Raw genomic sequence first — 25,020 nt, 5'->3', positions numbered from 1 at the left:
TCCCCCATGCCGGCCCGTCTCCGAACACACGGACCGCGCTCCGGGACGCCCGGGCCGGCGTCCGGAGTGCTGCCCCGGTTCCGGGTAGAGCGCGGTGTGGGGGTCGGATCGCCCGGACAGGGTCAGCCCTCAGATTAGAGGCTGGAGTGGCTCAGGGGGTCATTTCCTGACAGCTGTTTTCAATTAGCGGTATGTAAGCGTTTCGATTTCTGTTCGTCTCACACTACGCAACTGACGGTGCGTCAGACAGTTGGTGACACGTGACCCGCTGCGGGAACCGTGCGCGGGTGGTGAGTGATCCGACACATGTCGCCCCCATCCGTCGAAACGTCCCGTGTGTCGAACGTCACTACGTTCCGGTTGGGTTGGTTCAGCCCTTCTGCGGGACGAGTGTTGGTTCAGCCCTTCTTGAGGACGAGTTCGGTGTTGCGGTCTCCCGCGGTACCGGAGAGATCGCTGCGGGCGCCGGGGGCGTTGAAGGAGATCTCTCGGTAGAGCGCGGCCAGGCCGGTCTGGGAGAGGTCGGCGAAGTCCGTGCGGTGCGGGGCGGCGGACTCGATGAGGGTGGTGAAGACGGAGATCGTGCCGTCGTGGTTGTCGGCCACCTCGATGACACGGGCCAGTTGGGGGAAGTCGACGTGGGAGGCGGTGGAGATCTCCCAGAAGGACCGGCCGTCCGGCGCCGAGTGCGGAGTGATCCGGTTGCGGTGGCTGTGGCCGTTCACCCAGGCCAGCACGTTGCGGTGGCTCGCCAGCAGGGCCAGCACCTCGTCGCCGCCGTGCCGCTTCTCGGCGGGCCGCGAGGGGTCCCGGCGCAGGTTGCGCATGCTCCTGCTGGTGTGGTGGCTGAAGACGATGACGTACGCACCGTCCTGTGCGGCCTCGCGCAGCGTGCGGTCCAGCCACTTCAGCTGGGCGGTGCCGATCGATCCCTCGTAGTGGCCGCCCGGATCGGTGGAGTCGACGCTGACGCCGATGATGTCGTCGGCGATGCGGAAGCTGTAGTACTGGGTCTTCGCGGCGAGGTTGGCCTGTGAGTAGCCGTGGCCGATGGGGCCCGGGCCGGTGTGCGCCGGGTCGAGGTGCGCGGCGAGGTACTCGGCGGGCGTGAAGGGGGCGCGGCCCTCGTCCGGGGTGACCGAACGCATCTTGCGAGCCTGGGACTTGAGCATCGCCTTGAAGTCGGCACCCTTGGGGTCGCCGCCCTTCTTGACGTTGTCCCACATCTTCTTGCCGACCGCCTCGTCGAGCGCCATCAGCTTCTTGCCGCCGACGGCGAAGTCGGCCCAGAACGGGTCGGCGGGGGCGTAGCAGCCGCCGGGCAGGAAGTCGTGGTTGCCGACCGTGGAGTACCACGGCAGGTTGAGGCCGGGGCTGCGGACCTGGCGGATGGCGGCCCGCAGGAACCCGTCGAGGCGCGGGAAGCCGTGCAGCTTGTCGCTGTCGCGCAGGGCGGCGTCCGGCTGCCAGTACAGCTTGAGCCCGCTGTTCTGGACGCCCTCGTAGCGGTGTGGGTCACCGGAGTTGGGAGTGATCCGGCCGCCGCTCATCACCTTCAGGAACCAGTCCAGTTCCGTCTTGGCGTTGTTGTCGGTGTTGTCTCCGGTGGTCATCACGAAGTGCAGGGGCGCGCCGGTGGCGGGGGCGCCGCGCAGCGCGTTGACCCTCTCGACGAGAGAGATGGCACCCTGCACGGAGAGCGCCTCCTGCGGACGCCAGGCGCTGGCGGTCTGGGCGCGGAAGTACTCGTAGCGCAGCGGGTGCTGGACGTCGACCACGTGGAGGTCGGTGAACTGCACGAACGCGGCGAGCGCGGTGCGGCGTTCGGCGCGGCCCGCCTTGGGGGCGGCCAGGTCGGAGCGTACGACGCGCTTCCAGGCGGGGCCGTCCCCGAGGCGGCGGTAGCCGCTGCCGGAGCGGGGCGCGGCGACCGTGGCGAGCGTCGTGCCCCGGGTGTACGGCGCGAGGGGCGCGGCGGGCGCCTTGCGGGAGACGGCTACGGGCTGCTCCCTCGCCGCCGTGGAAGCCGTCGTAGTGGTGCCGTCCTCACCGCTTCCTCCGGTGCCCAGCGCGTAGCCGATGCCCGCGCTGAGGGAGACCGCTCCGGTGGCGGCGAGGAGCGTACGGCGGTCGAGTGCGGTCGTTGCGGCGGCGACAGAGCGTAGGCGCGGCATGGCGCGTTCTCCCCGAGTACGAATGGTCGCGGAGCGCGCTGGTCCCGCGCTTACCGCTCGTACTGGATGCTTGGCAGTGGGAGTGGCCTGTGCGTTAACGAGGTGGCAACGGCGAGCGCCGATCACGGTACGTGGATCTTGGGCTACCCTGCGCGTCCACGAGCCCTCTTCCGGGGGCCGGGAAGCGGTCACTCCATGTTCACTTTGCGGGGTACTGCAGCTATCTACCAGGTTCATCGGCAGCGCTCCGCCGTTCACGCCGGAGGTGAAGCCGATCCGGTCGTAGCAGCGCGTAGCGCCGCAGCGTCTGGTGCTGTCACGAACCGGCGCGGAACGTCGGGGCGGCATTCCGGCGGAGCCGGGGTGAGCATGGTCAGGTCGGGCGTTGCTGCTGCCGGATGTACTGCTTGACGACGGTGAGGGGTGCCCCGCCGCAGGAGGCGGCGAAGTAGGAGCCGGACCAGAAGCGACCGCCCCACAGATAGCGGCGCACGTGGGGTTCGAACTCCTGGCGCAGGCGGCGGGAGGAGACGCCTTGAGGGAGTTCACACATGGAGGTTGCAGACCACATGACGACCGGTTCTGACATCTCTGTTCGGCTCCCAGCGAGGTGACACAAACCAATGCCGGCGTCGACGCCCATGGGGCAACAGGACAGCCGTCAAGGGCTGGTGAAGCGGCAGATCGGGCATCGTGCCCGGCTGGCGCTCGACCCTGCCCAGGTGGCGGTCCTGGACGCACAAGGGCATGCGGCGCGCACCACCTGGAACCTGCTGCACGACTGGTGGACGATGCTCCCGAAGGCGAAGCGGACTCTGGCGGCGGCCGACGCGGTCATCCGCCAGGGCCGCAGCGAGCTGGACTGGCTCGGCGTGCTGCCCGCACAGGCCGCCCAAGCGGTGCTGAAAACCTACTTCCAGGCGTGGAAGAAGGGCAGGAATCTCCCGGATTCATCCGGGAGAGAGCTTCAAGGCGCCGGATCCGCCAACCGGCCGCCCACCGGACGGTCCCGCCACAGCGCCAGCGCCGTGTCGACGAGCGGTACCCGGATCAGGGCCGGCACGGCGTCCAGGGGGTGCCACGCCGCCTCGTCCGTCGAGCCGTTGACCTCGAAGCGGAGTTCGCCCCCGGCGATCCGGCCCTCATAGAGGAGCCGCAGGGCGTGATGGTCGGCCGCGCCGAAGCGGCGCGGGCGTTCGTGGCGGACGGAGTCCACGCCGAGCAGCCCGGTGACCTCGAGGAGGTACCCGGTCTCCTCCTCGACCTCGCGGATCACCGTGTCGTACGGGTCCTCCCCGTGGTCCATACCGCCGCCGGGCAGCATCCAGACGGGGGTGCCGTCGTCCTCCCGGCCGCGAGCGAGAAGCAGTTGTCCGTCCCGGACACAGATGGCGTAGGCCGCGACCCTCAACTCCTTGTGCACGCTGCGACGTTATCGCGCCCGGGGCGCGCCGGGCAGCCGACAAACGGGTCGCGTGCAGGCCTGCCGCGTCCTCGTACCCGTGGGCGTACTACGCGCGTAGGAAGCCCTGCTGGTCTCACGGAATTGTCAGAGCTTGCTCTCTTAAGTCCACGATGGCGTATGGCGGAAGTACGCCAATGACTCCATCCCGCCCCGGTCAACTCTCCCCAAACATCAGCCCCTTGCGTAAAGCTGAGCGATCGTCCGGGAACGCATTCCGGACCGCCGCGCCAGGGCCGATCGGCCCGGCCGCTCAACGCTCGTTCCTTTACGCACAAGGGATGCCGATGACCCTCACCCCCCAGCGCGCTCCGCAGTCAGGCGCGAGACGCGTGGCACGAATAGTCGCGGCCGCGGGCCTGGTGGCCGCGCTCTCCGCGGCCGGGCCCGTGCCCATGGCCTTCGCCGCGAGCCCCGCCGCATCGGACGCGGACCCCGCGGTCAAGTCCGCCCCCGACAAGCTCGGTTCGGCCGACGCCGATCTGCTCGCCGAGGCCAAGGCCGACGGCGACAAGAACGTCACGATGATGATCGCCACCGCTCCGGGCCAGACCGAGAAGGTCGCCGAGCAACTGGACTCGGTCACGGGCGGTTCCGTGGGCCGTACCTACGACAAGCTCGGGTACGTCCGCGCCACGGTCCCCACGAAGAAGGCCGACTCGGCCATCGCGGCCGCCGCCAAGCTCTCCTCCGTGCACGGCATCGACCTGCGGCAGGAGATCAAGCTGGACGACCCGACGCCCGCCGCGGACACCGCCCAGGGCGCCAAGCAGCAACCCACGGCGGGGAATTACCCGGCGCCCGGCAAGAACACGCCCGCCGAGAACCCATACAACCCGTCCTTCGAGACCGGCGCCGTCGACTTCGTGAAGAAGAACCCCAAGGCGGACGGCCGGGGCATCACGATCGGCATCCTCGACTCGGGCGTCGACCTCGGGCACCCCGCGCTGCAGAAGACCACCACCGGTGAGCGCAAGATCGTCGACTGGGTGACCGCCACCGACCCGATCGTGGACGGCGACGACACCTGGCGGCTGATGCAGGACTCCGTCAAGGGCCCGGTGTTCACCTGGGAGGGCAGCACCTGGCAGGCCCCCGCGGGCGACTACAAGGTCCAGGTCTTCCAGGAGTCCGCGACCGCCGGCGGTGACGCGAACGGCGACGTCAACCGTGACGGCGACACGACCGACAGCTGGGGTGTCCTGTACGACGCCGCGGCCGGCACCGTCCGCGTCGACCTCAACGACAACAAGGACTTCACCGACGACACGGCGATGAAGCCCTACAAGGACGGCTACCAGATCGGCTGGTTCGGCACCGACAAGCCGGCGACCGACGTCGCCGAGCGGCAGCCCTTCGTCATCGAGATCCGCAAGGACGTGCCGACCGACCCGAAGGGCGGCGACTGGGTCGGCAAGAAGGCCGACTTCGTCAACATCGGCATCATCGAGTCCGAGCACGGTACGCACGTGGCGGGCATCACCGCCGCCAACTCCCTGTTCGGCGGCAAGATGAACGGCGCCGCCCCGGGCGCCAAGCTCGTCTCCTCCCGCGCCTGCATCTTCGGCGCCGGCTGCACCAACGTGGCGCTCACCGAGGGCATGATCGACCTCGTCGCCAACCGCGGCGTCGACATCGTCAACATGTCCATCGGCGGTCTGCCCGCGCTCAACGACGGCAACAACGCGCGCGCCGAGCTCTACACACGCCTGATCGACACCTACGGCGTCCAGTTGGTGATCTCGGCCGGCAACTCCGGCCCCGGCGCCAACACCATCGGCGACCCGGGCCTCGCGGACAAGGTCATCTCCGTCGGCGCGTCCATCTCCAAGGAGACCTGGGCGGCCAACTACGGCTCGGCGGTGGAGAAGAAGTACGCGATGCTGCCCTTCTCCTCGCGCGGCCCGCGTGAGGACGGCGGCTTCACCCCGACGCTGACCGCGCCCGGCGCGTCCATCAACACCACGCAGACCTGGCTGCCCGGCGGCCCGGTCGCCGAGGCGGGCTACCAGCTCCCGGCCGGCTACTCGATGCTGCAGGGCACCTCGATGGCGTCGCCGCAGGCCGCGGGCGCGTCCGCGCTGCTGCTGTCCGCCGCCAAGCAGAAGAAGATCGACCTCACCCCGGCGAAGCTGCGCACCGCGCTGAACTCGACCGCCGACCACATCAGTGGTGTCCAGGCGTACGAGGAGGGTGCCGGTGTCATCAACATCGTCGACGCGTGGAAGTCGATCCAGAAGGGCGCCACGGCCCACGACTACACGGTGAAGGCCCCGGTCGACACCGCCATCGACTTCGCGCTGAAGACGCCGGGCTTCGGCACCGGCATCTACGACCGCGAGGGCGGTCTGAAGGCCGGCCAGAAGAAGACCTACGACGTCACCATCACGCGTACGACGGGCGGCGAGGGCGCGATCCGCCACGAGCTGCACCTGGAGAACAACCGGGACAACACGTTCCGGATCGTCGGCAGTGACGAGGTCTCCCTGCCGCTGAACAAGCCGGTGACGGTGAAGATCGCGGCGAAGCCGGAGAACTCCGGTCTCAGCAGCGCGATCCTGGAGGTCGACGACCCGAGGACCGAGGGCATCGACAAGCAGGTCCTGAACACCGTGGTGGTCGCCGCGCCGCTGAAGCACACCTTCTCGGCGTCGGGCAAGGTGCAGCGCAACTCCCACAAGTCGTACTTCGTGACCGTCCCCGAGGGCGCGAAGTCGCTGGAGGTCGCGATCGGCGGGCTGAAGGGCAAGAGCCAGACCCGCTTCATCGCCATCCACCCGTACGGCGTTCCGGTCGAGAACACCGGCACCCCGTTCTGCTACAACAACTACCTCGACGGCAACGGCTGCCGCCCCGACGTCCGTTCGTACGCGAACCCGCAGCCGGGCGTCTGGGAGATCGAGGTCGAGTCGCGCCGTACGTCGCCGCTGCTCGACAACCCGTACAAGCTGGCGGCCTCCGTCCTCGGCGCGACCTTCGACCCGGAGCTCGTGACGATCCCCGAGGCCAAGGTCGGCACCCCGACCGCTGCCTCCTGGAAGGTGACGAACAACCTCGCCCCGGTCGAGGGCAAGCTGGTCGGCGGTGCGCTCGGCACCTCCAAGACCGCGCGCCCGACCATCGCCACGGGTGACCAGCAGATCACCGAGGTCGAGGTGCCCGAGGGCGCCGAGTCGCTGGACGTCACCATCGGCAACGTCTCGGACCAGGCCGCCGACCTCGACCTGGTGGTCCTCGACCCGAAGGGCGCCGAGGCGGGCAGCTCCGCCGACGGCGACTCGGAGGAGTCGGTGTCCGTCGCCAAGCCCGCCGCCGGTACGTACACCGTCGTCGTCGTGGGCTACGCGGTCCCGTCCGGCTCGACCGCGTACGACTACCGCGACGTCTACTTCGCCCCCTCGCTGGGCGAGATCAAGGTGGACGGCACGTCGGTGAAGCTCGGCACGGGCGACTCGGCGAACTTCTCCGGTTCGGTGGTCGCGGCGGCCGAGGCCCCCGCGGGCCGGGAGTTCTTCGGCCGGGTCCAGCTGGTCAATGCCCGCGGCACGGCCGCGGGAACCGGCAGCGTGCTGATCGAGAAGGTCACGCCGTAGCGTTCCGGTGAGCTGTGATGTTGAGGTGTGAGGGGCGGGTGCCGGTGCGGCACCCGCCCCTTGTTCTTCGTTCTTCGCTCCGCGCCGGGTTCTTCGTTCTTCGCTCCGCGCCGGGTTCTTCGTTCTTCGCTCCGCGCCGGGTTCTTCGCTCTTCGCTCCGCGCCGGGAGCGTCAGCCACATGTCAGCGAACGGGACCCGGGCAGGGCTTCGGTGATCCAGGCGCGGTCTTTCGCGATGTCCCCCTTGTTCGTGCTCCAGATGTCGGGCGAGGCCGCCCGGCCCGAGAAGCCGACGAGGGCAAGGCCGCCCGTGCGCAGCCGGGGATCGCTGTCCTGGCCCATCACGAAGGTGATCTCGGCCTTGCCCTTGTCGGGCTTGTAGTAGCGCGTCACCTTCAGGGTGATCCTGTCCTCGCCGGTGCCCGGCACCGGGTCGACGGCGGTGACCCTGCCCTCGACGATCAGCCGGGCGCACGCCAGATAGCGCTCGGGGCCGACCCCTCCGGAACTCTGCTTCTCGTCCCCCGCGCCGTGGTCCTCGTTCCCCGAGGTCCCTTCGTTCTTCGCGGCGGCGCTGTCCGCGCCGCTGCTGCTGGCCATCGGTCCCCCGCCCTGGGTGATCAGCCAGCCGAGACCCCCGATCATGCCGCTTGCCACGGCCGCCGCGAGGACGAGCTTCAGCGCACGCGGTCCGGAACGGCGCAGTCCCGAGCGGCGGGGTGCGGGAGCGGGTGCGGGCGCCCGGTCGGGCGGCTCGGCCAGTGCGTCACCGATCAGGCTCAGCTGCTCGCGCAGCAGTGCCACGTCGGCCGTCGCGGCGCGGTGCTCCGCCAGGAACTCGGGGTCCTTTCGGGCGTCTTCCGGCAGGGTGTCCGTGATCGCGGCCATCAGGGCGTCGAACTCCTGCTGCCCCTCGTGTTCAGCCACCTCACACCACCTCGTCCTCGCGCAGCCGGGCGCGCAGTGCCCGTACCGCCGTGTGCAGCCTGCTCTTGACCGTGCCCTCCGGGATGCCCAGCTCGCCGGCGATGTCGCGGACCGGGAGGTCGGCGTAGAAGCGGAGGACGAGGAGCTGCCGCTGGGCGTCCGGGAGCTCGTCCAGGCCCTGTGCGACGGCGAGCGAGAGGACGCGGTCCTCGCCCGATGCGTGCTCCGGCTGCCTGAGGGAGGCGAGGCGCTCGCCGATGCGTTCCTGACGGCGGCGGGCACGGTGCCAGTCCATCGCCAGATTGGAGGCGACCACGGCCGCCCACGCGGAGACGTCCCGGGGGGCCTCCTGCCCGTTCGCACTCCGTTCGAGGAGCCGCAGTCGGACCTGCTGCACCCCGTCCGGCAGGTCCGACTGCGGCACCCCGCCGAGCGCGAGCACAGCCCGCACCCGGCGTTCCTGGGCCGCGTCCAGAAGGTCCTCGTGCGGGGGCGTCTCCGCCTCCTTGACGCGGGTTCTTCTGCGCAGCACCGAACCCTCCCCCAAACTCTCGACTCCGCTCGGGCAGGGGGAACCCCCACCCTCACCGCGTTTCCCCTACGACGCCGGGGGCGCGCGAAACGTTCGGTCCGGGGCCCACGAATTTTGGCGAGTCTCCCACGGTGCTGCTCCGCCGGTCCCCCACGGGGCGCTGCGCGTGGTCCCGGCGTCTTACTCCTCGGTCACCGGGCGCAAAGGATTGGACAGGCAGCCACCGGTCAGACGCATGATGGACGGGCTGAGCCCTGTGAAGCCCTGTGAACCCTGGTCACGTTCTGTGAACACACGTGAACCGTGAACCCACGCAACGAGGAGTCGTCGTGAACGTAGGAATCGTCGGAGCCACCGGTCAGGTCGGCACGGTCATGCTCAGGATCCTGGCGGAACGCGACTTCCCGGTGGAGACGCTGCGTCTGTTCGCCTCGGCCCGCTCCGCCGGTTCGACGATCGACTTCAAGGGCACCGCGGTGACGGTGGAGGACGCGGCCGCCGCCGACTACTCCGGGCTGGACATCGTGCTCTTCTCCGCGGGCGGCGCGACCTCGAAGGCGCTGGCCGAGAAGGTGGCCTCGCAGGGCGCGGTCGTGATCGACAACTCCTCCGCGTGGCGGCGGGACCCGGAGGTGCCCCTGGTGGTGTCCGAGGTCAACCCGCACGCGATCGTGAACCGCCCCAAGGGCATCATCGCCAACCCGAACTGCACGACGATGGCCGCGATGCCGGTGCTGAAGCCGCTGCACGAGGAAGCCGGCCTGGAGGCGCTGGTCGTCGCCACGTACCAGGCGGTGTCCGGCTCCGGTCTCGCGGGCGTGGCCGAGCTGCACGGCCAGGCGCAGAAGGTGATCGGGGACGCGGACAAGCTCACGCACGACGGCGAGGCCGTCGACTTCCCCGAGCCGGCCGTCTACAAGCGCCCCATCGCCTTCAACGTGCTCCCGCTCGCCGGCTCCATCGTGGACGACGGGCTGAACGAGACCGACGAGGAGCAGAAGCTCCGCAACGAGTCGCGCAAGATCCTGGAGATCCCCGAGCTGAAGGTCTCCGGCACCTGTGTCCGCGTGCCGGTCTTCTCCGGCCACTCCCTCCAGGTCAACGCCCGCTTCGCACGTCCGCTGAGCGTCGAGCGCGCCACGGAGCTGCTCGCCGGGGCGCCCGGTGTGGCCCTCTCCGACATCCCGACCCCGCTGCAGGCGGCGGGCAAGGACCCCTCGTTCGTGGGCCGCATCCGCACGGACGAGACGGTGGAGAACGGTCTCGCGCTCTTCGTCTCAGGCGACAACCTGCGCAAGGGCGCGGCGCTCAACGCTGTGCAGCTCGCCGAGCTGGTGGCGGCGGAGCTGAAGGGCTGACCGTACGCACGGAGAAGGGCGCGCCCACCGGTGACCGGTGAGCGCGCCCTTCTCCGTTCAGAGAGCCAGGTGTCGCCGCAGCGCCACGTCGATCTCGGACATGCGTGCCCCCGGCACCGCACCGATCGGCCGCAGCAGTCTGTCCGGTGCGAGTGCGCGCACTTGCTCGCACTGCGCCTTGGAGTCCTTGGGCAGGCCGCACTCCCCTGCAGGCAGCAGGACCTGGAACGGGTGGACGCGGGAGGTGTTCGTGGTCAGCGGCACCAGCATGACCACGCCCCGTCCGGTTCGCCCCACGGCTGCGTTGGCTCCGTCGTTGGAGACGATCACCGCCGGACGAACCTTGTTGGCCTCACTGCCGCGCGCCGGTTCGTAGTCGACCAGGTAACGCCTCGTCGAAGGAGGCCGGAGGCTCCACCAGGCGGCCGCCCAGGATGTGGCCCTGAGCCGAGTAGCGGCGCACCGTGCGGTGGGCGCCCGGGAAGGGGTGCCCGTCCAGGTCCGGCCCGGCGCAGTCGTCCGCGTGGATGAAGACCGGGCCCTGCTCGTCGTACGCCCCCGGATCGGCGCCCGTCTCGGCGGCGCAGCGGCGCGTACGAGACGAGTGCGATGTGCTCGCCCGGCTCGCTGCGGCGCAGACAGCAGCGGAGCGGGGCGCCGCCCTCCTCGTCCAGGAAGGGCCCGCGGGTGCGGCCCGCATCGTCGGTGGCGCGGAGTTCCTTCAGGGCGGCCGGTCCGATGGGCCGTGCGGTGTACATCGTCATGCGCACCAGGCTCCCGCCCGTACGGGCCGCTCACCGGCGGGAAACGGACATCGCATTGCGGACGGCTCCCGTGGAAGGATGGCGCAGACCACACATAACGAAGAGGTGACCTCGTGCCTGGCACAAACCTGACCCGTGAAGAGGCGCAGCAGCGGGCGAAGCTGCTCACCGTTGACTCGTACGAGATCGATCTCGACCTCTCCGGCGCGCAGGGTGGGGGAGAAGCCGAGAGTGGCGGAGGGACGTTCCGGTCCGTCACCACGGTGCGGTTCGACTCCGCGAAGAACGGCGTGGAGTCCTTCATCGACCTGGTGGCCCCGACGGTCCACGAGGTGATCCTCAACGGCGACCCGCTGGACCCCGACGAGGTCTTCAAGGACTCCCGGATCGCCCTCCCGGGCATCCTGGAGGGACCCAACGTGCTGCGGGTGGTCGCCGACTGCGCGTACACCAACACCGGTGAGGGTCTGCACCGGTTCGTCGATCCCGTGGACCAACAGGCTTATCTCTACACCCAGTTCGAGGTTCCGGACGCGCGGCGGGTGTTCGCGTCCTTCGAACAGCCCGACCTCAAGGCCACCTTCCAGTTCACGGTGAAGGCGCCCACCGGCTGGACCGTCATCTCGAACTCGCCGACGCCCGAGCCCAAGGACGACACCTGGGTCTTCGAGCCGACGCCCCGGATCTCCACGTACATCACCGCGCTCATCGTGGGCCCGTACCACTCGGTCCACAGCGTGTACGAGAAGAACGGGCAGAGCGTCCCGCTCGGCATCTACTGCCGGCCGTCGCTCGCCGAGTTCCTCGACTCGGACGCGATCTTCGAGGTGACCCGGCAGGGCTTCGACTGGTTCCAGGAGAAGTTCGACTACGCGTACCCGTTCAAGAAGTACGACCAGCTCTTCGTGCCGGAGTTCAACGCGGGCGCGATGGAGAACGCGGGTGCGGTCACCATCCGCGACCAGTACGTCTTCCGGTCCAAGGTGACGGACGCGGCGTACGAGATGCGCGCCGAGACCATCCTGCACGAGCTGGCCCACATGTGGTTCGGCGACCTCGTGACCATGGAGTGGTGGAACGACCTGTGGCTGAACGAGTCGTTCGCCACCTACACGTCCATCGCCTGCCAGGCCGACGCACCCGGATCCCGCTGGCCGCACTCGTGGACCACGTTCGCCAACTCCATGAAGACATGGGCGTACCGGCAGGACCAGCTGCCCTCTACCCACCCGATCATGGCCGAGATCCGCGACCTCGACGACGTCCTGGTCAACTTCGACGGCATCACGTACGCCAAGGGCGCCAGCGTGCTGAAGCAGTTGGTCGCGTACGTCGGCAGGGACGAGTTCTTCCGGGGCGTGCAGCAGTACTTCAAGGACCACGCGTACGGCAACACCCGGCTGAGCGATCTGCTGGGCGCGCTGGAGGAGACCTCCGGGCGTGATCTGAAGACCTGGTCGAAGCAGTGGCTGGAAACCGCGGGCATCAACGTCCTCCGCCCCGAGATCGAGACGGACGAGCACGGCGTCATCACCTCCTTCGCCGTCCGCCAGGAGGCCCCCGCGCTGCCGTCCGGTGCGAAGGGCGAGCCGACGCTGCGCCCGCACCGCATCGCGATCGGCCTGTACGAACTCGACGAGGACAGCGGCAGGCTGGTGCGCGACGACCGGGTCGAGCTGGACGTCGACGGCGAGCTGACGGCCGTGCCGCAGTTGGCCGGCAAGCGCCGCCCGGCCGTGATCCTGCTCAACGACGACGACCTGTCGTACGCGAAGGTCCGTCTCGACGAGAAGTCGCTGGCCTTCGTGACCGAGCACCTCGGCGACTTCGAGGCCTCGCTGCCGCGTGCCCTGTGCTGGGCCTCGGCGTGGGACATGACGCGGGACGCGGAGCTGGCGACCCGCGACTACCTCTCGCTGGTGCTGTCGGGCATCGCCAAGGAGTCCGACATCGGCGTGGTGCAGTCGCTGCAGCGCCAGGTGAAGCTGGCCGTCGAGCTGTACGCGGACCCCGCGGCGCGCGAGGCACTGCTGACCCGCTGGACGGACGCGACTCTGGCCCACCTCCGGGCCGCCGCCCCCGGCTCCGACCACCAGCTGGCGTGGGCGCGCGCCTTCGCGGCGACCGCTCGCACGCCGGAGCAGCTGGATCTGCTGGACGCGCTGCTGGAGGGTTCCCAGACCGTCGAGGGGCTGGCCGTCGACACCGAGCTGCGCTGGGCGTTCGTCGAGCGGCTCGCCGCGGTCGGGCGGTTCGACGAGACGGAGATCTCCGGCGAGTACGGGCGGGACAAGACCGCCGCCGGTGAGCGGCACGCGGCGACCGCGCGTGCGGCTCGGCCGACCGAGGAGGCGAAGGCGGAGGCCTGGGCGTCGGTCGTGGAGTCCGACAAGCTGCCGAACGCGGTGCAGGAGGCGGTGATCGCCGGATTCGTCCAGACCGACCAGCGCGAGCTGCTGGCGCCGTACACGGACAAGTACTTCGCGGCGATCAAGAACGTCTGGGAGTCCCGGTCGCACGAGATGGCGCAGCAGATCGTGGTGGGCCTTTACCCGTCGGTCCAGGTCTCCGAGGAGACGCTCCGCAAGACCGACGAGTGGCTGGCCTCCGCGGAACCCAGCCCGGCGCTGCGCCGGCTGGTGTCGGAGGCCCGGGCGGGTGTGGAGCGGGCGCTGCGGGCCCAGGCCGCGGACGCGGCCGCGGCGTCCGCCTGACGCGGTCCTGCCCGGGACTGACGCGGTCCTGCCCGGACTGACGCAGGCCTGCCCGGACTGACGCAGGCCTGCCCGGACTGAGGCGGTCCTGCCCGACTGAGGTCCTGTCCGGACTGACGTGAGGGCGTCCGGCGGTGCGCCGGGCGCCCTCACACTGTTGTCCTCGACGACCGGCAGGCCGAGCAGCTGGCCGGCCTGCTGCGTCAGTTGCTGTCGAGGACCGAACGGCCCTGACGCCGAGACCGGACGTCGGACCCGGGGCGGCCGGACACACGTCGAGGGAGGCCGCGCACGCGTTGTGCGCGGCCTCCCTCGAAGCGACGGGCGACGCGGTGGGGCGCCGCCGGCCGGTCAGCTCTGCTTCTGCTTCATGGACTTCTCGCCGACGATCACCAGTCCGGCGATCACGAGGAACAGCACGATCGGCGCCACGACGAACAGGCCGAGCGTCTCGACCACGCTCAGACCGGGGCCCGGGTCGTCACCGTCGTCACGCATCACGGCGAACGCGGGAGACGACATGAGCAGCATCATCAGCGACGTACCAGCAGCCAGGGCACCGGCGCGCAGGGCGTTCTTCTTGTCCACGGTGCAAACGTAGCGAATGCGTGTGGCGGCCGCGCGGGCGGGGTGCCCCGTAGGGGCCGGCCCACCCGCGCGATGCCGCCGCGTAGGGGTGATCAGTTCCCCGGATGCGATGACGCCCCGGGGGCCGCCGCGCCGGGCGTGCCCTCGCGCAACACGTCCATCAGAGCGTGCAGCCGCGGCGAGGCGGCCAGCTCCTCCAGGGTCACCGGGCGGGACTCGGCGTCCGCGATCGGCAGCCGCCAGTTGGGGTACTGGTCCCAGGTGCCGGGGAGGTTCTGCGGGCGGCGGTCGCCGACCGTGTCGGGGAGCCAGACGCCGATCATGCGGGCCGGGGTGCGCAGCAGGAAGCGGTGCACGGCCTGGATCTCGGCCTCCTCGGAGACCCCTCCGCCCACCCCGTCCACCAGCCCCATCCGGCTCAGCAGCGTCAGCCACTCCCCCACCTCGGCCGCGGCCTCGGCCCGCTCCTGGGCCAGGGGACGGCTGAGCAGGCCCAACCGGTGGCGGAGTTCCACGTGCTCACCGGTGAGCCGGGCCGCGGTGGAGGGCAGGTCGTGGGTGGTCGCGGTGGCCACGCAGTCGGCGCGCCAGCTCCCCGGCGGCAGCGGACGCCCGCCGCCCTCCCAGTCCCGCTCGAACCACAGCACGGAGGTGCCCAGTACCCCGCGCTCGTGCAGCGTCTCGCGGACGCCGGGCTCGACCGTGCCGAGGTCCTCTCCGATGACGAGGGCGCCGGCCCGGTGGGCCTCCAGCAGGAGCACCGCGAGCATGGCCTCGGCGTCGTAGCGGACGTACGTGCCCTCCGTCGGAGGCTGCCCCTGCGGCACCCACCACAGCCGGAACAGGCCCATCACATGGTCGATCCGCAGGGCGCCCGCGTACCGGAACAGGGCGCGCAGGAGACGGCGGTAGGGGGCGTAGCCCGAGGCGGCGAGGCGGTCGGGGCGCCACGGGGGCAGCCCCCAGTCCTGGCCCAGGGAGTTGAAGGCGTCCGGGGGCGCGCCCACGGACATGCCCGCCGCGAAGTACTCCTGCTGCGCCCAGGCGTCCGCGCCCTCGGGATGCACGCCCACCGCGAGGTCGTGGACGAGCCCGATCGGCATCCCGGCGTCGCGCGCGGTCCGCTGGGCGGTGGCGAGCTGAGCGTCCGTGAGCCAGGCGAGCCGGCTGTGGAAGTCGACGCGGTCCATCAGCTCGCCCCGGGCACGGGCGGTTTCCGACGAGCGGGGATCCCGCAGACCCTGCGGCCACCGTCTCCAGTCCGGCCCGTATTTCTCCGCGAGCGCGCACCATGTGGCGTGGTCCTCGAGAGCCTCGCCCTCGCGGGCCAGGAAGTCGCAGTAGGCCGCCCTCCGCCCGGGCCCGAGCGGCACCTCGCGCACCAGTTCAAGCGCCTGCCGCTTCAACTCCCACACGGCGTCGCGGTCGATCAACGCGCCCTTGCGCAGCACGGACTCCCGCAGCTGCGCGGCCTGCCCGACGAGCTCACGGACCCGGTCGGCGGCCTCGGGCGCGAGGTGGGCGTACTCCGGGACGTCCTCGATCCGCAGGTGGACGGGATCGGGGAAGCGACGTGAGGACGGCCGGTACGGGGAAGGGTCCGTCGGCGCCCCGAGGACCGCCGCGTGCAGCGGGTTGACCTGCACGAACCCGGCTCCCAGGGCCCGCCCCGCCCAGGACGTCAGCTCGGCGAGGTCACCGAGGTCGCCCATGCCCCAGGAGTGCCGGGACAGCAGGGAGTAGAGCTGGACGAGGAGCCCGTAGGAGCGGGTGGCGGGTGTCCGGAGCCGGGCGGGGGCGACGACGAGGTGGGCGCGGGCGGTGCGGCCGTCCGGGGCGGTCGCCTCGACGAGGTGCACCCCGAGCGGCAGGCCCTCGACGCCGGTGCGCTCCTCACCCTGCTCGGTCTCGACCCGCAGACGGGTGCCGGGCGGCAGCTCGGCGAACTGCGGGGGTGGTCCGGCGTCGTCCGGGGGCGGCTCGGCGTCGTCCGGGCGTGGTCCGATGAGGCCCGGGCGTGGTCCGGCGGTGCCCTCGGGGCCCGGACGTGGTCCGGCGGGGGCGGCGGTCCCCTCCGGTCGCCACCACACCACCGTGGGCGGCAGCAGTCGTTCGGCCAGCTCGCGTTCGCGGGCTTCGAGGGCCCGGCGCGCGGCCTCCGGGGTGCGGGCGTCGACGCCCAGCGCGGCCAGCGCCGCGGTGATCGCGGCGTCCGATGCCGCGACCGTACGGCCCGGCGAGGGGCTGTAGGACGTGGCGACGCCGTGCAGCTCGGCCAGCCGGGCAAGAGGCATCTACACCACCGAAAGGTCTAGGTCCGCGCCGGTGTCGACGAAGGCGGACTCGCTGGTCATGGGGGCGGCGTCGGCCAGCGGGGGCTCACTGGTGAGGGGGGCGGCGTCGGGCAACGGGGGCTCGCTGGTCAGCGGGGCCTCGGCGCAGCTGCCCTCGGCGCTGAGGGCGCAGAGGTGCGCGTCGGAGTAGGGGTCGGGGTCGTAGTCGTGCTCGAAGTCGGCGGAGAGGTCCGCCGGACGTTTGGAGAGGGCCGAAAGCAGAAGGTGTGCCGATGCGGCCACGAAAGCCTCCTTCGTCGAAGTGCGGCATGCGGGTAGCCGGAGCCCTACCCAGCGGACACGCGGGCAGACGTGTCGGACCGGCCAACGTGGCATTGGTCACCTTCCGTTCCCCGGACCGTGGGCGAAGAAGTTACCCGGAGTCCGGTCTGTGATCGAGGAAGGAACACACGGACGACGGCCGGATGAACCGGCGGTCCCCAGCGGCTCGATAGACGGGGTGTGAGACTGTTCCGCCCCATGGGGGGCCACAGCAAGGACCTCGAGGGCGACGAGGGCCACGAGAGCGACACGGACGCGGCGCTGCTGCGGTCCGTGGCGGCGGGGGACTCGACGGCCATGGCCGAGCTGTACGACCGGCACGCGGGATGGCTGCACGTACGGCTGAGCCGCCGGTGTGCCGACGCCGAGGTCGTCCGCGAAGTGCTGCAGGACACGTTCGTGACCGTGTGGCGCTCGGCCGCGGCGCACCGCGGTGACCGGATCGGCGGCTGGCTGTGGACCATCGCCGCACGGCGGCTGGTGGACGCACGACGGGCGCAGGAGCGGGCCGGACGGGTCGAGACGTCAGCGCTGGCGGACCCGGGAGCCGGTCACGAGCCGGCCCCGGCCGCTCCGTCCGCGGAGGAGCGGGTGCTGGCGGGCCTGGAGTACGGCGACGTGGGCTCCGCGCTCGACCGCATCTCACCGGAGCTGCGGGCGGTGCTGCAGGCGACGGTCGTCGACGGGCTGACCACCCGCGAGGCCGCGCAGCTGCTCGGCATCCCGGAGGGCACGGTCAAGACCCGCGCGATGCGGGCCCGTGCCGAGCTGCGCACCGCGCTCGCCCATCTGAACCCGTCCCAGCCGTCCCCGATGGGAGGTCCGGCATGACCGCCTGGCACGCCAGCGACGCCATAGTGACCCGCTACGCCACCGGTTCCCTGCCCGATGCGGACGCGTGGTCGCTGGAGAAGCACGTGGAGGACTGCGCGGCGTGCGCGACCCGGGTGTCCCGGGCCGCACGCGAGGGAGCGGCCGGGGCGGTCCTGGCGGACGTCCGCGCGTCGATCCTGCGAGCGGCGCCGGAGACCGTCCGCGCGTCGATCCTGCGAACCGCGCCACAGACCGTCCGCTGCGACGTCCCACGGCCGCAACCGGCGGACGCCGGGGCCGGAGGCCTACCGGGACCAGCGGGTGCCCGGAGCGGAGGCGTGCCGGAACCGGCGGACGACCGGAGCGGACTACTCGGTTCGGCGGGTGGCCGGATCGGCCCCCTCCCCGGACCCACCGACGCCCGGACCGTCCCAGAGCCCGGACCCACCGACGCCCGGACCGTCCCAGAGCCCGGACCCACCGACGCCCGGGCCGGACGGCTACCCGGATCGGCGGGTGGCGGGAGCGGACGCCTGGCCGGATCGGGGGGTGGCCGCAGCGACGGACACCCGGCCGAAGAAACGGCTGACCACAGCGACGGACACCCGGCCGAAGAAACGGGTGGCCGGAGCGGACGGCTCCCCGGGCCCACCGGCGCCCGCCGCGGACGGCGTCCCGGACCGGCAGGCGCCCGGCGCGGACGGCGTCCCCGACCGGCAGTCGCCCGGCGCGGACCGGTGCCGTGGGCCGCCGGGCACGCGGTGCCGGCCGTGACCGGCCGGAGTCGGCCGTCGTCCCGGGCGGCCCGGTGGCAGTCCCCCAGTCGCGTCCGAGCCGTCGGGGGGCGGCTCGGACGGATGGTGTGGGCCGCGGGGCCCGCGCTCGCCGGGGCATGGGCGCTGGCCGTGGTGGCCGTGGCGGTCGGAGCCGTCGGGCTCGCCCGCGGCGCCGGGTTCGACGGCGCCCGGACGGTCCTGCTCGCCGTCGCGCCCGTCGTCCCCGTGGCCGGGGTCGCCCTGTCGTACGGGGCGCACGCCGATCCCGTCCACGAGATCGCCGCGGCCACCACGTCCGGCGGACTGCGGCTGGTGCTGACCCGGACGGTGGCCGTACTGGCGGCGAGCATGCCGTTGCTGACCGTCGCGGGGCTGCTGGTGCCGGGCTCTGGCGCGCCAGGAGCGGCGGCCTGGCTGCTGCCCGGTCTCGCACTGACGCTCGCCTCCCTGGCGCTGTCCGCCTTCGTCGGCTGCCGCACGGCCACGGCCGTGGTCGGCGCCGGCTGGCTGCTCGCCGTGGCGGCCCCGGTGCTCGCGTCCTCCGCCCCCGGGCTCACGGCCCGCCTCACCCACCAGCTGTCCCTCTACCTCACCGGCACGGCGCCGCAGGCGTCCTGGGCCGCGGCGGCCGCCTGCTGCGCGGCGCTCGTCGCCCTCCGCCGCTCCGCGTACGACCGCCTGGAGACGTTGTGAACGATGTGAACAACCCTGAAGCCGACCGGACGGCAGACCCCACGGGCCAGGTGACCGATGCGGCCCCGCAGGTGACCGATCCGGCCCTGAAAAATGTCACCGATCCGACCGTACGGGTGACCGATCTGACCGTCCGGCACCGCAGGACCACCGCCCTCAACGGCGTCGGTCTGGACTTCGGCACCGGGGTGCACGGTCTGCTCGGTCCCAACGGCGCGGGCAAGACCTCCCTCATCCGCGTACTCGCGACGGTCGCGCCTCCCGCGTCCGGACGCGTGGAGATCCTCGGCCGGGAACCGCGCGGACACCGGGAGCTCGCCGCCATCCGCCGCGAACTGGGCTACCTGCCGCAGGAGTTCGGCTACTACCCGGGCTTCACGGTGCGGGAGTTCGTGGCGTACGTGGCCTGGCTGAAGGAGATGCCGGCCGAGGACAGCCCGGCCGCCGTGGAACGGGCGGTGGAGCGCGTCGGGCTCCACGACCGCATCGACACCAAGCTGCGGACGCTGTCCGGCGGCATGATCCGCCGGGTCGGCATAGCCCAGGCCATCGTCAACGACCCGAAGGTACTGCTGCTCGACGAGCCGACGGCCGGGCTCGATCCCGAGCAGCGGGTGGAGTTCCGCCGGCTGCTGCGCGAGCTGGGCGAGCGGTGCACCGTCGTCGTCTCCACCCACCTGGTGGAGGACGTGGCCGCGGCCTGCACGGGGGTGACGTTGATCGACTCCGGCCGGGTCGCCTACCGCGGCACCCCGGATTCCCTGGTGGCACTGGGGGACGCCGAGTCCGTGGCCGAGCCGGGGCCGGCCCTCGGCGACAACGCGATCGAACGCGGTTACACGACGGCACTGCGGGCGCACCGCGAACGCGCCCTCGAGGGGGCGGCTCGATGACCCTCCTCCAAGAAACCCGCGACCCCGCACGCCCCGCGACCCACCCGCTGCACGCCGAGTTCTCCCGCGGATCCGCCCCCTGGGCCGGGGTCGCCGTCCTGCTGACGCTCGGCGTGGGGCTCGCCCTCACCGCCGACACGTGGCAGGGCGGTTGGGCCGAGACGCGGGGTTCCCTGCACAGCGCCTCCGTCATGCTCGGCGGGCCGCTCGCGCTCGCCGCGGGATGCTGGCAGGGGGGCCGGGAACGCAGGAGACGCACCGAGGACCTGGGGGCCACGGCGTCGCGCGGTCCGCTGGCGCGGTTCCTGGCGGCCGCCCTGCCCACCGCCGCGTGGGTGGTGGCCGGGTACGCCGCCACAGCCGGTCTGGCCCTCCTCGCCACCTGGCCGTACGCGACCGGCGACCGGCCCCGTCTCTTCTCGCTCCCGGCCGACGCCGTCTTCCTCGCGGCCTGCACCGTGGCCGGTCATGTCGTGGGCCGCCTGGTGGCCTGGCGGCTGGCGGCTCCCCTGCTGGGCGTGTGCGGGTACATCGGCCTCGGCGCCCCCCAGTACGGGGACCCCGGCGCGGTCCGGCATCTGGTCCCCTCGGTGTCCGTCCTGGGCGATGTCCCCGTGTGGTGGCAGCCCCTGGCCACGATGGTGTGGGTGGGCGGGCTGGGCGTGACCGCGGTGCTCGCGTACGCCGCCCGCCGTCGGTACACAGCACTGCTGCCCCTGGCCGCCTCGGCCACCGCCGCCGCTCTCCTCGTCCACACGGGAAGCGGTCTGTGGCATGACAACCCGCTCGACGACCGCCAGGTGTGCGATACCTCCACCACCCCCGACATCTGCGTCAGCGCCCGCTACGAGGGCCTCCTGCCGCAGGTCAGGAACGCGCTGTCCGGTCTCACCGACCGGCTGGAGGGCGTGGAGAACCTGCCGGTGCGCTTCGAGGACGGGCCCGGTGAGCCACGCCCGGACGAGGCACAGCTGCCCATGCTCGTACCGCTCGGCCCAAGAAACTACGTCGTCCGCGGGCGGCTCACCGACCCCGATCGGTACGCCTGGGAGGCTCTGATGCTGATGGTGCACCGCGAGTGCGACAGGACCGACGCGCGTCTGGCCAGGACGGACGACGCCGTCACGCACTGGCTGGCGCCCAGCCCGGCGGAGCAGCACTTCGACGAACTCATGGCCAAGGGCTCACGCGCCGACCGCGCCGAACTCGAGGCTCTCCGAAAGGCCCGGGCACGCCTGGCGTCGATGGGCGACGAAGAGCGCCGCGCGTGGCTGTCGGCCTACTTCGCGGCAGCCGGTGACTGCGACCAGGAAGCGGTGCCGACACTGTGACCACCGCGAACGGTCTCGTCCTCTACGTCCGCTCACGCGCTGTGCCGCTCACCCTCGGCCGGCTCGCGGCGATCATGGCTTTCGCGGCGTACGGCGCGCACAGCGTCGACGTCTTCCTCGATCCACAGCGGCGTGCGCCTGTCGTGGTGCTCGCGCCCGTCTTCGCCGCGGCGGTGATCGGATCCAGCCTGTACGCCGCGGCCGACGAACTGGACCGCACCGCCGTACGCCCCTGGTGGCCGCCTCGGCTGGCCCACCTGCTCGGCCTCACCGCCCTGGCCGCCGTCGTGCCGGCGCTCACGGTGATCGGGGACGCCGAGGGGTTCGGCGCTGCCGCCGTAGTCCGCAACACCCTCGGCAGCGTCGGGGTCACAGCGGTCGCCGCCGTGCTGGTCGGCGCCCGGCTGAGCTGGCTGCCGGCGTTCGGCTACCTCAGCGCCGTGTACGTCGCGGTCCAGGGCGCCCACGGCCGGGCGGCCACCGTGTGGGCCTGGCCGCTCCAGCCGGGCGCACAGCCCGGGTCCTGGGCGGCGGCGCTCACCGTCTTCGCGGCCGGCGCCGTCCTGTACGCCCTGCGCGGGGCCCGCCCGGAGCGGCTCCCCGTCTGAGCTCGCCGTCGTCCCGTCCCGGGGGCACAGGGGTACTCCGGGACGGGACGACGGCGTACATGCGCGCAAGGCGGCGTACACGCGCGCAGCACGGCGCACACACGCGTACGACGGCCTTCATACGCATACGCACATGCATACGACGTCCTACATACGCGTACACAAAAGCCCGGATCCTCAGGCGGAGATGCCGTCGATCCGGGCCAAGGCGTCGTCCGCGCCGTACGGCTGCAGGTATGGCAGCCAGCGCGGGTCCCTATGGCCGGTTCCGATGATGCGCCAGGCCAGGCCCGTCGGCGGGGCGGGTTTGTGGCGCAGCCGCCAGCCGATCTCGAAGAGATGGCGGTCGGCCTTGACGTGATTGCAGCGGCGGCAGGACGCCACCACGTTGTCCCAGACGTGCTGACCACCGCGGCTGCGCGGAATGACGTGGTCGACGCTGGTTGCGACGCCACCGCAATACATGCACCGGCCCCCGTCGCGGGCGAACAGCGCCCGACGGGTAAGAGGAACGGGCCCCCGATAGGGAACCCGGACGAATCGCTTGAGCCGGACCACGCTGGGTGCGGGGACAGTAACGGTCGCGCTATGCATAAAGGCGCCGGACTCCTCGAGGCAGATGGCCTTGTTCTCGAGGACTAGGACAAGCGCGCGGCGGAGCGGTACGACGCCCAGTGGCTCGTACGACGCGTTGAGGACCAGGACATGCGGCACGGATGCCTCCTTGTACGCCGGCGGCGCGTGGCTCGCGCCGGGACGATCTGCAGTCAGTCTCCCCTCATGCCTGGTGGAAGCGCCACCATGTCCCGGTAACGGGCTGGGAGTGTTTTCGACCACACCTGATTTCATCCCCCGGTTCATCCCCAGGTGAGCACGGTCTCTCCCCCGAACATTGCAACGATCCGCACAAGATGCCCCGATAGTGTGGTGTCTCTGCCCGACCGGTGCCCCTCGTGTGTCCCCCCGCCGCCGCCGGGCAGACCGCTACGCCTGGAGGTACCTGCCGTGTTTCTGTCCGTGCTGTCGGCCGCCGACCCTTCTGACGAACCGACGACGCCAACGCTCCAGGACGCCCAGGAGAGCGCCACGAACGCCGCGAGCTGGGTGGAGCAGAACTGGTCCACCTGGCTGGCCATCGGGCTGCGCGTCCTGCTGATCGTGATCATCGCCGGTGTGCTGCGGTTCGTGGTGCGCAGGGCGATCACCAAGCTCATCGACCGGATGAACCGCACCGTGCAGGCGGTGGACGGCACCGCGCTGGGTGGGCTGCTGGTCAACGCGGAGCGGCGGCGTCAGCGCTCCCAGGCCATCGGCTCCGTGCTCCGCTCGGTGGCGTCGTTCCTGATCATGGGCACGGCCGGACTGATGGTGCTGGCCACCTTCGACATCAATCTGGCGCCGTTGCTGGCATCCGCGGGTGTGGCTGGTGTGGCCATCGGTTTCGGCGCCCGCAACCTGGTCACGGACTTCCTCTCCGGTGTCTTCATGATCCTGGAGGACCAGTACGGGGTCGGTGACACCGTGGACGCGGGCGTCGCCGCCGGCGAGGTCATCGAGGTCGGCCTGCGGGTGACCAAGCTGCGCGGTGACAACGGCGAGATCTGGTACGTGCGCAACGGCGAGGTCAAGCGGATCGGCAACCTCTCGCAGGGCTGGGCCACGGCCGGAGTGGACGTCACCGTGCGGCCGACCGAGGACCTGGACCGGCTGAAGGCGCTGCTGACCCGGGTCGGCGAGGACATGGCCAAGGACGAGCCGTGGAACGAGCGCCTGTGGGGCCCGGTCGAGATCCTGGGCCTGGACAGCATGCTGCTGGACTCGGTGGTGGTCCGCGTCTCGGCCAAGACCATGCCGGGCAAGGCCCTCCTGGTCGAACGCGAACTGCGCTGGCGCATCAAGCGCGCGCTCGACGAGGCCGGCATCCTCATCGTCGGCGGCATCCCGGCCCAGCCGGAGGAGCAGCCGGCCACCGACCGCACGGCGGGCGTCGCCGCTCCCTCGGCCTACGGCTCCAGTACGTCCCCGCAGTCGGAAGCGGCGGCCCCGATCCCGGCGGCGGGCGCACCGGCGGCAGGCGCACCCGCGGCGGGCGCACCCGCGGCCGTACCCAGGTAAGCGCTGGGTAGGGGGCGCCCGAAGTATCCGGGCGCCCCCTACTCGTTTCCGCCCAGCTCGTTTCCGCCCAGCCAGCTCGTTTCCGTCCAGCTCGTTTCCGCCCAGCCAGCTCGTTTCCGCCCAGCCAGCTCGTTTCCGCCCAGCTCGTTTCCGCCCAGAACCCCGTCTCGTCCAGGACCGGCACCGCATCGGCCCGACCCGGCCACTCGACCGCCACACCCCTCACACAGGCGACCGCCGTCGCCCGCCGCTCAGGCTGTGTCCAGGTCGGTGTGCAGCAGATGGTGGTCCGAGTACGGGGAGGGAATCACACGGTGCTTCAGCGGGACGATGCCGCGCAGGAAGACGTAGTCGAATTTGCTCTGCCAGTCGGTGGTCACCTTGCAGTCGCCGGTGGCCGAGGGACGGCACTGGGGGTCCGTGTCCGCGGCCAGTGCCCATATCCGGGCTAGCTCGGGGGCCTCCGGCACGGCGTTGAAGTCACCGAGAAGGATCGCGCGGTCGTGCCGGGTGACGTCTGCGGCGAGTACGCCGATCTGGCCTTCTCGCACTGCTTCTTGACGTCGCTGGGCGAGGTGTGTGTTGAAGACCCGGACGGGCCGGTCGCCCACAGTGGTGGTGACTGCCATGTACCCACGGTCTTCGGATCCGCCGTCGGGGTATTCCACCCTGACGAGGTCCGTCATCGGTGCCGCCGAGAGAATGGCCTGGCCGTAGGCCCCCGGACTCCACGGCGCTCCCCCGCAGCGGCCCCAGTCCTGAAGAACCGTCCCGTACTCGACGTGGTAAACCAGCCCGTGGAGGTTCTCCAGATAGTCCCGGATCCGCTCGACGTCACGCACACACGCTTCTTGCAGGCCGATGACCTGGGGCGCATACGTGGCGATCTCCGCTGCCCGGTGAACGTTGCTCACGTCGCAGGGGTTGCAGATGTTCCACGTCATGACCCGGTTCGGTACGACATCCCTGACGGCTTCGACGGGCAGCGACCTGGCGAAGGGGGCTCCGCTTGGCGCACTGGACCCGACGAGCACCATGCAGGCCACGATCAAGGCGCTCGCGAA

At 71.4% G+C, this 25,020-nt stretch carries 19 protein-coding genes and 3 pseudogenes; 10 read left to right on the top strand and 12 right to left on the bottom strand.

Annotation, left to right across the window (positions count from 1 at the left end):
- Positions 1–398: 398 nt before the first annotated feature.
- Positions 399–2,174 carry a TIGR03767 family metallophosphoesterase gene (locus tag EF387_RS12870; protein ID WP_128376670.1) on the bottom strand — a complete coding sequence of 592 codons (1,776 nt, stop codon included), beginning with the start codon at positions 2,172–2,174 and terminating at the stop codon, positions 399–401.
- Between the two features lie 373 nt (positions 2,175–2,547).
- Positions 2,548–2,791: pseudogene (locus EF387_RS49995) on the bottom strand (transposase).
- Positions 2,792–2,905: 114 nt separating this feature from the next.
- Here EF387_RS49995 and EF387_RS48285 point away from each other — a divergent pair.
- A pseudogene (locus EF387_RS48285) lies at positions 2,906–3,103 on the top strand (RNA-guided endonuclease InsQ/TnpB family protein); the annotation flags it as partial.
- 38 nt (positions 3,104–3,141) lie between these two features.
- Here the strand turns inward: EF387_RS48285 and EF387_RS12855 are convergent.
- On the bottom strand, positions 3,142–3,597 hold the full coding sequence (locus EF387_RS12855) for an NUDIX hydrolase (RefSeq protein ID WP_128376669.1): 456 nt from the start codon (positions 3,595–3,597) through the stop codon (positions 3,142–3,144).
- A 326-nt stretch (positions 3,598–3,923) separates the two neighbouring features.
- Between EF387_RS12855 and EF387_RS12850 the strand changes: the two genes are divergently transcribed.
- Positions 3,924–7,229 carry a S8 family serine peptidase gene (locus tag EF387_RS12850; RefSeq protein WP_128376668.1) on the top strand — a complete coding sequence of 1,102 codons (3,306 nt, stop codon included), beginning with the start codon at positions 3,924–3,926 and terminating at the stop codon, positions 7,227–7,229.
- Between the two features lie 171 nt (positions 7,230–7,400).
- Here EF387_RS12850 and EF387_RS12845 read toward each other — a convergent pair whose 3' ends face one another.
- Both EF387_RS12845 and EF387_RS12840 read right to left on the bottom strand, forming a co-directional pair.
- A complete protein-coding gene (locus tag EF387_RS12845) occupies positions 7,401–8,156 on the bottom strand; it encodes a hypothetical protein (RefSeq protein ID WP_238431489.1) in 756 nt (251 codons plus the stop codon).
- 1 nt (position 8,157) lies between these two features.
- The gene (locus tag EF387_RS12840; RefSeq protein WP_128376667.1) at positions 8,158–8,688 is read right to left on the bottom strand and encodes an RNA polymerase sigma factor; all 531 of its coding nucleotides are present in this window, start codon (positions 8,686–8,688) and stop codon (positions 8,158–8,160) included.
- A 329-nt stretch (positions 8,689–9,017) separates the two neighbouring features.
- Here EF387_RS12840 and EF387_RS12835 point away from each other — a divergent pair, with 329 nt between their 5' ends.
- A complete protein-coding gene (locus tag EF387_RS12835; RefSeq protein WP_128376666.1) occupies positions 9,018–10,046 on the top strand; it encodes an aspartate-semialdehyde dehydrogenase in 1,029 nt (342 codons plus the stop codon).
- 57 nt (positions 10,047–10,103) lie between these two features.
- On the opposite strand, the gene EF387_RS12830 is transcribed toward EF387_RS12835, so the two are convergent.
- Positions 10,104–10,376 carry a type II toxin-antitoxin system PemK/MazF family toxin gene (locus EF387_RS12830; RefSeq protein WP_274388939.1) on the bottom strand — a complete coding sequence of 91 codons (273 nt, stop codon included), beginning with the start codon at positions 10,374–10,376 and terminating at the stop codon, positions 10,104–10,106.
- 58 nt (positions 10,377–10,434) lie between these two features.
- Positions 10,435–10,810: pseudogene (locus tag EF387_RS12825) on the bottom strand (DUF1203 domain-containing protein); the annotation flags it as partial.
- 113 nt (positions 10,811–10,923) lie between these two features.
- Here EF387_RS12825 and pepN point away from each other — a divergent pair.
- Positions 10,924–13,524: an aminopeptidase N gene (pepN, locus tag EF387_RS12820; RefSeq protein WP_128376665.1), complete on the top strand. Its 2,601-nt coding sequence runs from the start codon at positions 10,924–10,926 to the stop codon at positions 13,522–13,524.
- A 351-nt stretch (positions 13,525–13,875) separates the two neighbouring features.
- Here pepN and EF387_RS12815 read toward each other — a convergent pair whose 3' ends face one another.
- From EF387_RS12815 to EF387_RS12805, 3 genes are all read right to left on the bottom strand, one after another.
- Positions 13,876–14,112: a hypothetical protein gene (locus tag EF387_RS12815; RefSeq protein ID WP_128376664.1), complete on the bottom strand. Its 237-nt coding sequence runs from the start codon at positions 14,110–14,112 to the stop codon at positions 13,876–13,878.
- A 92-nt stretch (positions 14,113–14,204) separates the two neighbouring features.
- On the bottom strand, positions 14,205–16,406 hold the full coding sequence (gene malQ / locus EF387_RS12810) for a 4-alpha-glucanotransferase (RefSeq protein ID WP_128376663.1): 2,202 nt from the start codon (positions 16,404–16,406) through the stop codon (positions 14,205–14,207).
- The gene (locus EF387_RS12805) at positions 16,407–16,688 is read right to left on the bottom strand and encodes a hypothetical protein (RefSeq protein ID WP_128376662.1); all 282 of its coding nucleotides are present in this window, start codon (positions 16,686–16,688) and stop codon (positions 16,407–16,409) included.
- A gap of 237 nt (positions 16,689–16,925) precedes the next feature.
- On the opposite strand from EF387_RS12805, the gene EF387_RS12800 reads away from it, so the two are divergent.
- From EF387_RS12800 to EF387_RS12770, 5 genes are all read left to right on the top strand, one after another.
- Positions 16,926–17,558 (top strand): RNA polymerase sigma factor, encoded by a 633-nt coding sequence (locus tag EF387_RS12800; RefSeq protein WP_128376661.1) that lies wholly within the window; start codon positions 16,926–16,928, stop codon positions 17,556–17,558.
- An 839-nt stretch (positions 17,559–18,397) separates the two neighbouring features.
- Positions 18,398–19,009, top strand: coding sequence for a hypothetical protein (locus tag EF387_RS12785; RefSeq protein WP_238431488.1), 612 nt, complete (start codon positions 18,398–18,400; stop codon positions 19,007–19,009).
- 116 nt (positions 19,010–19,125) lie between these two features.
- Entirely contained in the window at positions 19,126–19,902 is a 777-nt protein-coding gene (locus EF387_RS12780; RefSeq protein ID WP_128376938.1) for an ATP-binding cassette domain-containing protein, read from the top strand.
- Positions 19,899–21,233: a hypothetical protein gene (locus EF387_RS12775; RefSeq protein ID WP_128376660.1), complete on the top strand. Its 1,335-nt coding sequence runs from the start codon at positions 19,899–19,901 to the stop codon at positions 21,231–21,233. Before EF387_RS12780 ends, EF387_RS12775 begins: the two co-directional genes overlap by 4 nt.
- Positions 21,230–21,841: a hypothetical protein gene (locus EF387_RS12770; RefSeq protein WP_128376659.1), complete on the top strand. Its 612-nt coding sequence runs from the start codon at positions 21,230–21,232 to the stop codon at positions 21,839–21,841. Before EF387_RS12775 ends, EF387_RS12770 begins: the two co-directional genes overlap by 4 nt.
- A 177-nt stretch (positions 21,842–22,018) precedes the next feature.
- Here EF387_RS12770 and EF387_RS12765 read toward each other — a convergent pair whose 3' ends face one another.
- Positions 22,019–22,555 carry an HNH endonuclease gene (locus tag EF387_RS12765; RefSeq protein ID WP_128376658.1) on the bottom strand — a complete coding sequence of 179 codons (537 nt, stop codon included), beginning with the start codon at positions 22,553–22,555 and terminating at the stop codon, positions 22,019–22,021.
- 291 nt (positions 22,556–22,846) lie between these two features.
- On the opposite strand from EF387_RS12765, the gene EF387_RS12760 reads away from it, so the two are divergent.
- Positions 22,847–23,956 (top strand): mechanosensitive ion channel family protein, encoded by a 1,110-nt coding sequence (locus EF387_RS12760; RefSeq protein ID WP_128376657.1) that lies wholly within the window; start codon positions 22,847–22,849, stop codon positions 23,954–23,956.
- A 251-nt stretch (positions 23,957–24,207) separates the two neighbouring features.
- On the opposite strand, the gene EF387_RS12755 is transcribed toward EF387_RS12760, so the two are convergent.
- Positions 24,208–24,993, bottom strand: coding sequence for an endonuclease/exonuclease/phosphatase family protein (locus tag EF387_RS12755; protein WP_202918231.1), 786 nt, complete (start codon positions 24,991–24,993; stop codon positions 24,208–24,210).
- Between the last annotated feature and the right edge of the window lie 27 nt (positions 24,994–25,020).

The organism is Streptomyces cavernae, from assembly GCF_004023625.1.
GTDB classification, from domain to species: domain Bacteria; phylum Actinomycetota; class Actinomycetes; order Streptomycetales; family Streptomycetaceae; genus Streptomyces; species Streptomyces cavernae.
This window is presented reverse-complemented; position numbering and strand designations above follow the sequence as displayed.